The sequence below is a fragment of the Prevotella sp. ICM33 genome, assembly GCF_000517825.1.
GTDB lineage: Bacteria > Bacteroidota > Bacteroidia > Bacteroidales > Bacteroidaceae > Prevotella > Prevotella melaninogenica.
Genome location: NZ_JACD01000001.1, coordinates 1 through 12,652 on the forward strand (window position 1 = coordinate 1; position 12,652 = coordinate 12,652).

Consider the following 12,652-nt stretch of genomic DNA (forward strand, 5'->3'; position numbering starts at 1 on the left):
ACATGCTCTTTTGGCTTCTTAAAGACGCCTAATTGACTTGCAAAAGGTGCCCTTTTGAAGTCCAACTAACGCCCTTTTGAAGTCCAATTAAGCACCTTTTCTTCTACTATTTTATAACTAACTGATTTCCTGTTGGTTGCAGTCTTGCTCTTCATACGTATTTTTATCCCTATTCATAGATGATTTATTCGAAGTTGTGTAATGATTTTTCAAAACCTTATCAGTGGATTTTCGAGTATTAAAAAGAAAAAGGTTTCTGTGACGGAGGATGAAAAAAGAATAGATAATTGATGTCCTTGGCTATGCTTTTCTTTAATGAGTAAGTTCTGTTCTTCCGCTAACGCTATACGAAAAGTATCCACACGTTTAACGGAAGAACCTTTTTATTCTTATTACCTCCTATAGGAAAACTGCCAAGATTTAACTTTGGAAATCATCAGGTAAGGACTCTTTAATCCTTTCTGCAAGCATATGGAGCAATGTATGACGAATGAAGTTAGGCGATGTCATCAGTATTATCTCACGAGAAGGCACTGGATGGGCGAAAGGACGCACTAAACGATGCTGTTCCTTTGTGAGTTGTGAGAGTGCAAGCTGGGGTATAAAGGTTACTCCCTTACCATTCTCTACGATACGCATAAAGGTCTCTATGCTTCCTAAGTTATAACTTTTCTTACTTAAAGCAGCCGACTTTAGCTGGCAGAACTTCACCAACTGGTCACGGAAACAATGTCCTTCGTCCAGCAACCACAAGTACTCTCCCGACAAGTCAGCAGGACGAATAAACTCCTTTTCAAACAATGGGTCGCCTTCTGCTACATAACCGAAGAACTGTTCACGATAAAGCGATGTACACGACATCTCCTCCAGTCCGTCGACACGTGCCAAGATACCAGCATCTATATCGCCCCTACGAAGTGCCCTGCGCATATCCTCGGTTTTCATCTCCGTAATCCTCACATCCATCTCAGGATGTTCATTCATCAACTGTGGGAAGAATCGCGGAATAAGATAAGGTGCAATTGTCGGTAGCACACCCACCTCAAAGGTACCAGTAAGCACCTGCCGTTCCTCGTCGATTATCTGCTTGAGTTTCTTTGCACGATTAAGCACCCTCCAAGCCTCCTCAATCACCTTCATACCCGCTTGTGTAGGCTGTATCGGTTGACGCTTACGGTCAAAGATTTTCACACCTAATTCGTCTTCTAACTTTTGAATCATCGAACTAAGTGTAGGCTGTGTGACGCTGCAATCATCGGCTGCCTTTGCAAAATGTTTGAGCCGATAAACTGCCATTACATATTCTAATTGTTGTAGTGTCATTCTTCTAATACCATGTATAGACTATGACAAAAATAGATAAAAAAAGCCAAATAGCCGTCTTATCATCCTGTTTTTATGCTTTATACTCGTCTTTTTCATCCTTTATAGTGAGTGTATACACGCCCAATCACTATAAATAAGTATTATTCTTCACCACCTTATAAGTTTCATATCAGTGTTCCTCACCACCTAACATCTAACATTCACCACATGTGCGAAGGCTTAGCACCAATGGTGCGGACGCCTAACACCACGCGTGCTCACGGTTAACAGCCTTATTATATATGATTATGCTGACTACAACTTGTTACCACCTAAGGGTTATTTAAGCCAAAGTAACCTGCATTTATTAGTTTATCAAACTTGCTTTTCAACTGTTATACGAGTTTGTTTGATTGTAAAGAGAAGGTATCAAGTAGTTATTTTGTATAAGTTTTATCAGATGCTAATCTTTTAATCTACCAAATATAAGAACATAACTTATTGATAATCAACGCATAATACATCTTGATAGATTTTATTAATCAGCACATAGATTTTATCTATTGCTTGTAATGATTACAAATACTAACTTTGCATTGCAAAACAAAAAGATTTAATCACATAAATAGTTTTAAGTAAGATATGGAACCAATTATTAATGCACACGCACCAGAGTTTACCGTTCAGGCTTTCCAGGACGGACAGTTTAAGACCGTTTCAAGTAAGGATATCGAGGGCAAATGGGCACTCTTCTTCTTCTATCCAGCTGACTTCACTTTCGTATGTCCTACAGAGTTGGAGGATTTGGCTGACAAGTACGAGCAGCTCAAGAGTCTTGGCGTAGAGGTTTTCTCAGTAAGTACTGATACTCACTTCGTACACAAGGCATGGCACGATGCTTCAGATAGAATCAAGAAGATTAAGTACACTATGCTTGCTGACCCAACTGGCGTATTGAGCCGTGGCTTCGGTGTATACAAAGAGGACGAGGGTTTGGCTTACCGTGGTACATTCCTCGTAAACCCAGAGGGTCTCGTTAAGATTGCTGAAATCCAGGATAACAGCATCGGTCGTAACGCTGATGAGTTGGTACGTAAGGTTGAGGCTGCGTTGTTCGTTGCTTCTCACGAGGGTGAGGTTTGCCCAGCTAAGTGGAAGCAGGGCGGCGAAACATTGAAGCCAAGCATCGACCTTGTTGGTAAGCTCTAAGACTTAGTTTCTGTAATAACAGACATAAAAGTGTCATAGAAGTTATGGTGGAGAGATAAGTCTTCGGACTTTGTCTCTCCATTTTTTATAATATATAGAGAAATTTACAAGCCCCATGTTAGATTCAAGCATACTCGAACAGGTGAAGGGCGTCTTTGCTTCGCTCTCATCTGATATAACCCTTAGCGTTACTCGCAACAGTAATGACGAAAACTCAGCAGAGTTCTCGTCTTTCGTAGAGGATATTGCCTCTACTTCTGACAAGATAAAGACGGTTTATCAGGAAGGAGAACACTTCTCCTTCAGCATTCTTCGCAATGGTGAAGAGACTGGTATCAGCTTCCGTGGTATACCAAATGGTCACGAGTTTACCTCGTTGCTCCTTGCTATCCTTAACTCTGACGGACAGGGTAAGAACCTTCCAGACGAGGCGATAGCTGCACGTATCAAGTCGCTGAAGGGTGAAATCCGCCTTCAGACCTACGTATCACTCACCTGTACAAACTGCCCTGACGTTGTTCAGGCACTCAACGTAATGGCGCTTATCAACCCAAATATTAGCAATGAGATGGTTGATGGCGGTCTTTATCAGGATGAAATACAACGTTTGAACATACAAGGCGTACCTTCTGTGTACGTTAATGGGGAGCCATTACACACTGGTCGTGGTGATCTTGGTATCCTTCTGCAGGAGTTGGAGGACAAGGTTGGTACCAACCATGATGAAAATGCGGTGCAAACAGTACGTGAATATGATGTTATCGTACTCGGTGGTGGCCCTGCTGGAGCATCTTCTGCTATCTATTCTGCCCGCAAAGGCTTGCGTGTAGCTATCGTTGCTGAGCGCATCGGAGGACAGGTAAACGACACAACAGGTATCGAAAACCTTATCTCTGTTACCAAAACGACAGGTACACAGCTTGCTGCTGACCTCCGCACCCATATCAATGAATATTCAATAGATGTATTCGACAATCGTAAGGTGGTATCAACCAACTTGAAAGAGGCTATTAAGACTGTTTCAGTACGTGGTGGTGAAACCTTCACCGCACCTGCTATCGTAATCGCAACAGGTGCAAGTTGGCGCCGTCTTGGTCTACCAGATGAGGATAAATACATCGGTCATGGTGAGCATTTCTGTCCTCATTGCGATGGTCCTTTCTACAAAGGTAAGGACGTAGCAGTCATCGGTGGTGGTAACTCTGGTATCGAAGCAGCCATTGACTTGGCTGGTATCTGCCGCCACGTGACCGTACTTGAGTTCGCTGATGCTATGCGTGCTGATGAGGTTCTACAGCAGAAAGTAGCCAGTCTGCCTAATGTTGAGGTGTTCCTTTCTACCCAGACAACAGCCCTCTTGGGTGATGGTCAGAAGCTATCGGGTATCAGAGTGAAGGACCGCACCAATGATGAGGAGCGCGATATAGCCTTAGATGGTGTCTTTGTTCAGATTGGCTTGTCGCCAAACAGCAATGCTTTCAAGGATCAAGTAGAGGTTACTCCTCGCAATGAGATTATCGTTGACGCAACCAACCGCACTAATCTAAGTGGCGTATATGCTGCCGGTGACGTTACAACGGTGCCTTACAAACAGATTACAATTGCTATGGGAGAAGGTGCAAAGGCTGCCCTTTCAGCCTTTGATGACCGTATCCGTGGCGTGATTTAAGAATAATATCTTCTCTGACTTGAGTATATGTTGAGCCCGATGAGGCAAGTGTGATATTTCTTCACCTTGTCCATCGGGCATTTTTCGGTTAATTCTAAATTCACAATTCAGAATTCATAATTATGATTAGCCTTAATTCATAATTCACAATTCAGAATTCATAATTATGATTACTTTGATAATTCAAAATTCATAATGCACAATTCTGAATTATGATTAGCAATGATATCGAAAATAAGGGATTATAAATACAAGGCTTTAATCGCCTTCTTCCAATTCAAAAATATCATCTACACGCTTATCGAAAACACGTGCAATCTTTAAACTGAGAACTGTTGAGGGAACATACTTCTCGCTTTCGATAGCGACAATCGTTTGACGAGATACCCCAATAAGTTCTGCTAATTGCGCTTGGGTCATACGCTTTATTGCTCGTTCTACCCTTATACTATTCTTCATTATCTATTCTCCTTTTATGTAGTTCGTAAAGAAAACGGAAGTGAAACAGCAGAAATATGCTGAACATTGATAGCATTAACAACGTGATATAAACCATTCCAAAGCAGAACCACGTGAAGATTACAAAGAAAATCGTATTTACTTTCAGTGCCCATACTAATGAACGCATACGGAGATGTTCAACATATTCATCCTCAACACTTTCCTTTGAAAATGCTATCATATAGAGAGAGGTAAAGGTCAAACAGTAGACAATTTCTGAAAACATGTCTTCCTGCGCAAAATAAAAGAATGAACGTCCCTCTTGTTCAGAAGCAAAGAAATTCAGGTTTCCAATGTGTAAGGTAATAAAACTCAGTCTGTCATCATTAAACCAGTCATTAATACCTAACCAAGAAACCATAATCATGACACTACAAGGGATAAAAATAAACCAACCAACCTTCCTAAAGATGTGGGGTAAAAGATAATCTGTTTTCATAAAGTAGCTTTTTTAATTAATAAGTAAAGATATCTATCACACCACAAAAGTAATATTTACTTTTCTAAAAGTCAAGTAAACTATACAAAAAGGTTGCTTTAGTAATCTAATAATTAACCTATATTCACATTAAAAGCTATTTCTTCAGCTCTTTTTGCTCATTCTTTTTCTGAATAGAATCAGCTTTTAGTTCCTGCTGTGTTTGTCGGTAAGCTTTGAGGATAGGGTCTTCCTTATCCTCTAAACCGTCCATTTTCTTGAAAACTTCACGTAGCTTTTCAACATGCCTACGGTCTCTACGGTATCGTTTGTCAAGTATAAGACCTAAATCGAAACCACCAAGTCCACCAGACGGGCGTTTTTCTAAGATGTCTCGCTTCGGCATCTTCTTCAACAGTTCACGCCCATCAACAACCTGTTTACCTATCACCACCACCTCATCCAAATAATGTTCTGCAGGAAAAAGGAAAACCGTATCTCGCAATACCTCACTCCGAAATAACTTCTCTGGCGCATAGCCTTTCTTCTTAAAGGAGGCTGTTTGGAACGAATCAGGTAGGTTAATGATTCCTTGCCATGTAGTAAGTCCCACATTCTTCCCATCCACACTGACCAATACATCACGTATCGGAAAGCGCGTTGCCCCATCACAAACCAGCACTTTCTGTGCTTGAAGTGACGAGAGGGGTAGCAAAAGCCACAAGAAAAATAGAAATAATCGTATCTGCATAGCAATCAACTCTCTACTGCAAACTTACACAAAAGTTTTCTTATTCGGCTTTTTTCGTAATTATTTTTATCGTAAAAGCAGAAGGTTGTAACATTGTTTAAGAGTGAAAGAGTTCATGTTTTATCAACGTGCGAAGGCTCAGCACCAATGGTACGGATGGTGAGCACCAATGGTGCGGACGCTGAACACCAATAGTGCGGACGGCAATGTCACACCGAATCACTAAGCATAAGAAACCTTATTAATAACATAATAACTCAAAGGAAATCAAATGTTTGCATCACAAAAATCAATAGTAGTATCATTCGAAATGCCGGATAAGCCGAAAGAGAACACTCTATTGCTTTATCAAATTATGCTTTTCACACTATTAAAAAAGGCATCTGCGTAGCTACTTTACGACAGATGCCAAATTATTTTCATGAAAATAAATCACGAAGAACGCCTTTCTATCTTGCTCTCATCGCATTAAGAACGGCAAGAACCATAACGCCAACATCAGCAAAGACAGCTAATCCCATGCTTGCCATTCCAAAGGTGGCAAGAAGAAGGACTGCAACTTTAATACCGATGGCGAACCATGCGTTCTCCTTTGCTATGAAAATAGTACGGCATGAGAGTTCTATGGCAAGTGCTATCTTCGAAGGTTTATCGTCCATCAGTACGACATCGGCTGCCTCGATAGCTGCATCACTTCCCAAAGCACCCATAGCAATGCCCACATCAGCACGTGCCAACACTGGTGCATCATTGATTCCATCACCAACAAAGGCGATAGTTTCACCTGCATTTTTCTCTGCAATGAGACGCTCAACATGCTTTACTTTGTCAGTAGGGAGCAGTTCGGCATAATATTCCGTCACCTTTGTCTGCTCGGCAACTTGCTCAACAACTTCCCTCTTGTCGCCACTCAGCATAACTGTCTTACTAACCCCCAACTGCTTCAGAGACTCTATAGCCTTCACAGCATCAGCCTTTAACTGGTCAGAGATAACGATATGACCTGCATATTCACCATCAATCGCAACGTGAACAATCGTACCCGCATGGCTCGTACAACGCTTACAGGTAGGGATTGTAATACCTAATGTTGCCATTAAACGGCTGTTACCAACACTTACTTTCTGATTATTAACAGTGGCAGTAATGCCCTGTCCCGCTGTTTCTTGTATATCTTCAACAGTGCAATTATCCTTTTCATTCGCATATGCCATACGGAGAGCAAGGGCGATTGGATGAGTAGAATAACGTTCAACATGGGCTGCTAAATGGAGTAACTCATGCTCAGAGAGTTTCTCTGGGTGGATAGCCTCAACATCAAAAGTACCACGTGTCAATGTTCCTGTCTTATCGAATACTACCGTAGAGAGCTTTGCCAAAGCATCCATATAGTTACCACCCTTAATGAGGATTCCCTTATGAGAAGCCCCACCGATACCCGCAAAGAAGGTAAGAGGAATAGAAATAACCAAAGCACATGGGCAACTTACAACCAAGAAGGTCAATGCACGATAGAGCCAAACACCAAAGGCTGGTGCGTAACTATCATAGAAGAACGGAGGAATAACAGCCAAAGCAAGGGCAGCAATCACCACAATAGGCGTATAGACACGTGCAAAACGACGAATGAACGACTCACTGCGTGACTTGTTATCACCTGCCTCTTCAACGAGTTGGATAATCTTTGCAGCGGTAGACTCGCTATATGCCTTTTCAACTTGTACTTTCAACACACCCGAAAGGTTAACACAACCAGAGATAACTTCCATGCCTGCACTTACATCACGTGGCATACTCTCACCCGTAAGGGCTACGGTATTAAGGCTGGAGCTGCCCTCAAGCACCCTTCCATCTAATGGAATCTTCTCTCCCGGCTTAACAATCACAGTCTCACCAATCTTCACTTCCTCTGGACTTACGCTCGCTACCACTCCGTTTCGCTCCACGTTAGCTACATCGGGACGGATATCCATCAGCTCAGAGATGGAGTCGCGCGCCTTATCTTCCGCATAATGTTCAAAGAGTTCGCCTAATTGGAAGAACAACATCACGAAGACTCCTTCGATAAATTGTGGTTCGGCACCAGGAAGGAAACCGATGAGCAATGCTCCAATAGTCGCAATACTCATAAGGAAATTCTCGTCAAAAGGATCGCCTTCCATGATTCCCTCAACCGCTTCACCTAATACATCATAACTGATAACCAGATAAGGGACCAAATAAACAAGCAGCACCTGCCACATTGGAAGTGCTGTGAAATGCTCTACTAACCATGCTCCAGCGAGGAGTACAGCCGTAAGAATGATTCTTATAAGTTTCTTTTTCATAATCTAAAACCTGTTACTGCATTAATATTCTGCTGCAAAGATAAAGATTATGTTTTGCAACTCAGTTGCAAAGATGGCTGTAAATTAAATTTATATAATCGTTTTAATAAAGATTAGTTGACTTGTGGCAACTGTCCAGTCTTATACTCTTTCTTGAGCAAATGATACACATAGCCTGGACTCTGGTCATAAAGTCCAGTCCGCTTGTTCTGCAGAAGTTCAAGTGTCTTTGAAGAATAAACAATATTCAAAGCTTCTGCTGTATCCAAATGGAAGTCTTCTATAAGATAAGTTGTCAGCTCATCAATAGTGAAATTGACAAGGTGATTAAATCTTTCTTGTTGTGTCATTACTTTATTCTATTTAATAATTTTACAGCCTTTTCAGTACCAAAGAAATACTGATCACTGAGCTTCTTAAACTTAAGCATCCTTGTAAACTGTGCCAAAGTGACTGCTCCCGTCGTGTATTGGTTAATAAGAAAGGCTACTCCGTCATCTGCTATAGGTCCGACAACGATATCATAATCATGATGATAGTTTTTGTTTCTTGACCTATTATTAAAGATAAATGTTGCCCATTCAGGGGTAGTTCCTTCAAAAATCAGCACTTTCAAATCACCTTTATGTAAGAAACTCTCATCGAATTCATACTCTTGTACAATGGCTTTGCCCCCCAACGCTTCGTGTTTTCGTTTCGCCATTCGTTCTGCCTGCTCACGTATTGTCGTCAAGTAAAAGCCTTGTCCGAAGTCTTTTAGCGGGAAAGACTTTGCAAGATCAATCTCTGAAAAATCAATATTAGTACCATGATAGAGTCTCATGCTAATTCTCCTCCATTCTTTTGACAAACTTTGATAAGGTCATCTACCGTATCATCTATAGACAATGTATGTTCCACGTCATAATACTCTAAAAGAAATTGTATTCCTTTAAAGTTATAAAGATAGCGGAAAGATTGCTGTACCGTCAAGTTAAAGCGATTGCCAAACGTTCTGATAACAGCGTTCAAATAGGGGATTTTATACTGATCATCCATAATACGTGAACTTTATATTGCAAAAATACTACATATTTTGTGTAGTACAAAATATTTAAGATTGAAAAATATCATTCCCTTTTTCTTCCCTTTCCTTTTCATTTCCCTACCCTATTAGCTTTTAAAAACAGTTCTTCCGTTAAATGCGTAGATTGTTAACAGAATGAGATTCATCCGCATACATAGTATGATTACCTCTAATTAGATGGTTTTACAAAGGGGGATAAACTACATGATAAATGTAATTAGCTGCAATGTCTATCTGTCATCTACTATCAACGCATTCCCTTATCAGTTGAAATTTGTAAATTATTTTCGTGCTACTCAAAACCAATACATGCTCTTTGGGCTTCTTAAAGACGCCTAATTGGCTTGCAAAAGGTGCCCTTTAAGACCCTTACTAACGCCCTTTTGAAGTCCAATTAAGCACCTTTCATCATACCGTTTTATAACTAACTGATTTACTGTTGGTTGCAAACCTGCTTCTTATATATGTTTTTGCCGTTAGTTATAGGAGTTTTCTTTAAAATCATGTAATGATTTTTCAAATCCTTATCTACATATTTTCGAAGTCTTAAAATGAAAAGGTTTTCAATAAAAGAGGATTATAATAGGATAGAATGTTGACAGTCTTAGCCAAGTTTTTGTTTAATGAGTAGCTATGGTTCATACGTTAAAGCAATACGAAAAGCGTCCATACATTTAACGGAAGAGCCTTAAAACTTTCCCTCCTTTTACTTTTTTGCCTTCTTACTCCTTTACTATTCAAAGCCTTTTCGTTACCTTTGCACCTATGAAAATAGGAACAATAGATTTGGGGGAACGCCCACTATTCTTGGCTCCAATGGAAGATGTGACAGATGTTGGCTTCCGCAAGATGTGTAAACGCTTCGGTGCAGCCATGGTATATACGGAGTTTGTGTCGGCTGATGCCGTCATCCGTAGTATCAAGTCGACACTTTCAAAATTAGTCATTGACGATAGTGAGCGTCCTGTAGGAATACAGATATATGGCAGGGATGTAGCTTCAATGGTTGAAGCAGCTAAGATTGTTGAACAGGTAAAGCCCGATGTGATTGACATTAACTTTGGTTGTCCAGTGAAGAAGGTGGCAAACAAGGGTGCTGGCTCTGGTATGTTGAAGAACATCCCACTGCTACTTGACATCACAAGAGAGGTCGTAAAGGCTGTCAACACACCAGTCACAGTAAAGACCCGATTAGGTTGGGACAACGACAACCTCATTATCACCGATCTTGCTGAGCAACTGCAAGACTGTGGTATACAGGCATTAACCATTCATGGACGCACTCGCGCACAGATGTATACAGGCGAAGCTGACTGGACACTGATTGGTGAGGTGAAGGACAATCCACGCATTCATATCCCCATCATTGGCAATGGTGACGTGACAAGTATTGAGGAAGCGCACGAGAAGTTTGACCATTATGGTGTTGATGCGGTGATGATTGGCCGTGCAACCTTCGGTTGTCCGTGGTTATTCAATCAAAGTGAGAAGCAGCTGACTATCGATGATAAGATCGATATACTTGAAGAAATGCTACGCATTAATGTGGAGCGTATCGACGAGCATCGTGGTATTCTACATACCCGCCGACACTTAGCTGCATCGCCAATCTTCAAAGGAATCCCCGATTTTAAGAAGACACGCATCGCTATGTTGCGCACAACAAAGATGGATGAGTTGATGGCTATCCTTGAAGATTGTAGGGAAAAGCTAAGAGAAGAATGAACAATTAGGCTTATAAGGCCAATAAACCTAATAAGGCTAATTAGCCCAATAAAACCAAAAAGGGAAGAAACCAAACGGCTTCTTCCCTTTTTCTGTCGGGATGACCAGATTTCAGATTTCTTTTTTTACATTTCTAACTTGCTGATATTCAATAGGACAATTTTTAGTTCTTAGTTAATTTTCACCGAGTTTTCACCGACAATATAAATCTTACATTGTCTTCGCTATCAAACATTTGAGTGATTTTTTAATTAAAATGTTTGAATAAAAACACCGTAAAAACACTCTTAAACACCTCTAAGGCGCATCTTGATTATACGGCATTTGCCACTTTTTTAACAGAATCTTCAGATACATTTTCAACGAGCTTCGCTGTTAATCGGTCTATTGTTCTCTGTTGATTCTCTATGGTTTTCTGTTGCATCGAAATAACAGAATAAAGTTTATCCTCATTAGTTTCTTCTCGTCTTTCCTGCCCCATTATCAACCAGTTAGCATCAATGTTTTCAAAACTCGTTAAAATCTTAACTATGGTTTCATAGTTAGGTGCGTTGCGACCAGTGATGATATTATTAGCTGAAGTCCAAGAGATATTCAATTTTCGAGCGAACGTATTTATCGTATGTCCTTCTTTGTTCATCAATTGAGCGATGCGATTAGTAATAGTTTCTTCTTCCATTTTCATTATTTTTTTAATAAATGAGAGAAATAATCTCTCATTTATTTTGTTATTTCAAATAAATGTTAGACCTTTGCGCTACGCAAGTATTACTTGCGCCACGAAAATAATAAAAATATATCGAGGGCGCAATAAAAAGAATATAAAAAAAATAAAAATGAGATTCAAAGAGTACATATATTCTCTTCCTAATCAGCGCAAAGAAGAGATATCAAAGATAATGGAGTTATGCCGTGTTAATGAAAGTACTGTCTATAGATGGTTAAGGGGCGACTTTACTCCAGCCCCACAGAAGAGAAAGGTAATCTCAGACTATCTTAACATACCCGAACACGAGCTCTTCCCAGATGCATAGAGAATGTCTACAATGCGATTCTCATCGCATGTGCATAAATGGTATTTACTGTAACTTACTTGAAAAGTATGTTCAGTATTCTACGGAAAAAGAATGTAAAACAAATAAAACAATCTTATGAAAACAAAGGAATTTGAAAAAGCAATTGACGCATTAAACTTAGGTATCGTAATCGACGAGATGAAGCTAAACCATTCGAATGTTCGTCAAGTAACTGGTCACCTTGAGAATGAAGGTGTCATTTGGAATGAGAAAGGAGAGGCTTTCTCCACTGATTTTGAATGGAGAGAAAATAAAGAAGATGGTGACCTCGTTGGAGTCTTTGGTAGCTCGCTGGAAAGAAATAAATTGTATGACCTTAAATTTGAATAACTATGCCCAGCATTAGAAAAGTTAGAAAAAAGGCTATCCGCAAAATGGGATTTAGGATGTCTTTTCAGTTTCATTATAAGGATCCTAATCAAAAGTTAAAATTAACACCAACGACACGAAAGAAAATCAGACAGGGAGTAACAGAATATCTAAGAAAGAAATGTTTATAGATAAAGATAAGTGGGGAAAATTCTCCATACAAGACCTTTCAGAGCGAGAACTTCGATTATTACACGAAGCACTTCGAGTATATGTTCAGAGTCAACTTGGGAGTC

Annotated in this window: 14 protein-coding genes; 5 read left to right on the forward strand and 9 right to left on the reverse strand. The window is 40.2% G+C overall.

From position 1 onward, the window contains the following. Nucleotides 1-420 precede the first annotated feature (420 nt). Nucleotides 421-1,323, reverse strand: a complete 903-nt coding sequence (locus HMPREF1505_RS00005; protein WP_036920717.1) for a hydrogen peroxide-inducible genes activator — start codon at nt 1,321-1,323, stop codon at nt 421-423. 624 nt (nt 1,324-1,947) lie between these two features. On the opposite strand from HMPREF1505_RS00005, the gene ahpC reads away from it, so the two are divergent. Together ahpC and ahpF are read left to right on the forward strand one after the other, a co-directional pair. Then, complete coding sequence (gene ahpC / locus HMPREF1505_RS00010; protein WP_004361409.1) at nt 1,948-2,514, forward strand: alkyl hydroperoxide reductase subunit C; 567 nt, start codon at nt 1,948-1,950, stop codon at nt 2,512-2,514. Between the two features lie 115 nt (nt 2,515-2,629). Then, the gene (gene ahpF / locus HMPREF1505_RS00015) at nt 2,630-4,183 is read left to right on the forward strand and encodes an alkyl hydroperoxide reductase subunit F (RefSeq protein WP_036920719.1); all 1,554 of its coding nucleotides are present in this window, start codon (nt 2,630-2,632) and stop codon (nt 4,181-4,183) included. A gap of 258 nt (nt 4,184-4,441) precedes the next feature. On the opposite strand, the gene HMPREF1505_RS00020 is transcribed toward ahpF, so the two are convergent. From HMPREF1505_RS00020 to HMPREF1505_RS00050, 7 genes are all read right to left on the reverse strand, one after another. Beyond that, the gene (locus HMPREF1505_RS00020) at nt 4,442-4,642 is read right to left on the reverse strand and encodes a helix-turn-helix transcriptional regulator (protein ID WP_025837777.1); all 201 of its coding nucleotides are present in this window, start codon (nt 4,640-4,642) and stop codon (nt 4,442-4,444) included. After that, nucleotides 4,632-5,123, reverse strand: a complete 492-nt coding sequence (locus HMPREF1505_RS00025; protein ID WP_036920722.1) for a hypothetical protein — start codon at nt 5,121-5,123, stop codon at nt 4,632-4,634. Before HMPREF1505_RS00025 ends, HMPREF1505_RS00020 begins: the two co-directional genes overlap by 11 nt. Before the next feature lie 136 nt (nt 5,124-5,259). Further along, complete coding sequence (locus HMPREF1505_RS00030; RefSeq protein WP_036920725.1) at nt 5,260-5,853, reverse strand: hypothetical protein; 594 nt, start codon at nt 5,851-5,853, stop codon at nt 5,260-5,262. A gap of 449 nt (nt 5,854-6,302) precedes the next feature. Continuing rightward, the gene (locus HMPREF1505_RS00035) at nt 6,303-8,180 is read right to left on the reverse strand and encodes a heavy metal translocating P-type ATPase (RefSeq protein ID WP_036920729.1); all 1,878 of its coding nucleotides are present in this window, start codon (nt 8,178-8,180) and stop codon (nt 6,303-6,305) included. Between the two features lie 113 nt (nt 8,181-8,293). Then, nucleotides 8,294-8,530, reverse strand: coding sequence for a hypothetical protein (locus tag HMPREF1505_RS00040; protein ID WP_036920732.1), 237 nt, complete (start codon nt 8,528-8,530; stop codon nt 8,294-8,296). Further along, a complete protein-coding gene (locus HMPREF1505_RS00045; protein ID WP_036920735.1) occupies nt 8,530-9,003 on the reverse strand; it encodes a DUF3990 domain-containing protein in 474 nt (157 codons plus the stop codon). Before HMPREF1505_RS00045 ends, HMPREF1505_RS00040 begins: the two co-directional genes overlap by 1 nt. After that, nucleotides 9,000-9,218 carry a DUF3791 domain-containing protein gene (locus HMPREF1505_RS00050; RefSeq protein WP_036863052.1) on the reverse strand — a complete coding sequence of 73 codons (219 nt, stop codon included), beginning with the start codon at nt 9,216-9,218 and terminating at the stop codon, nt 9,000-9,002. The genes HMPREF1505_RS00045 and HMPREF1505_RS00050 overlap by 4 nt, the downstream gene beginning before the upstream one ends. 793 nt (nt 9,219-10,011) lie before the next feature. On the opposite strand from HMPREF1505_RS00050, the gene dusB reads away from it, so the two are divergent. Continuing rightward, nucleotides 10,012-10,971: a tRNA dihydrouridine synthase DusB gene (gene dusB, locus HMPREF1505_RS00055; protein WP_036921019.1), complete on the forward strand. Its 960-nt coding sequence runs from the start codon at nt 10,012-10,014 to the stop codon at nt 10,969-10,971. A gap of 313 nt (nt 10,972-11,284) precedes the next feature. Here dusB and HMPREF1505_RS00060 read toward each other — a convergent pair whose 3' ends face one another. Then, a complete protein-coding gene (locus tag HMPREF1505_RS00060; protein WP_036855745.1) occupies nt 11,285-11,650 on the reverse strand; it encodes a helix-turn-helix transcriptional regulator in 366 nt (121 codons plus the stop codon). A gap of 157 nt (nt 11,651-11,807) precedes the next feature. Here HMPREF1505_RS00060 and HMPREF1505_RS00065 point away from each other — a divergent pair, with 157 nt between their 5' ends. Together HMPREF1505_RS00065 and HMPREF1505_RS00070 are read left to right on the forward strand one after the other, a co-directional pair. Then, complete coding sequence (locus HMPREF1505_RS00065) at nt 11,808-12,005, forward strand: helix-turn-helix transcriptional regulator (protein ID WP_036855742.1); 198 nt, start codon at nt 11,808-11,810, stop codon at nt 12,003-12,005. Nucleotides 12,006-12,122: 117 nt separating this feature from the next. Further along, nucleotides 12,123-12,377 carry a hypothetical protein gene (locus tag HMPREF1505_RS00070; RefSeq protein WP_036920738.1) on the forward strand — a complete coding sequence of 85 codons (255 nt, stop codon included), beginning with the start codon at nt 12,123-12,125 and terminating at the stop codon, nt 12,375-12,377. Nucleotides 12,378-12,652: the final 275 nt, after the last annotated feature.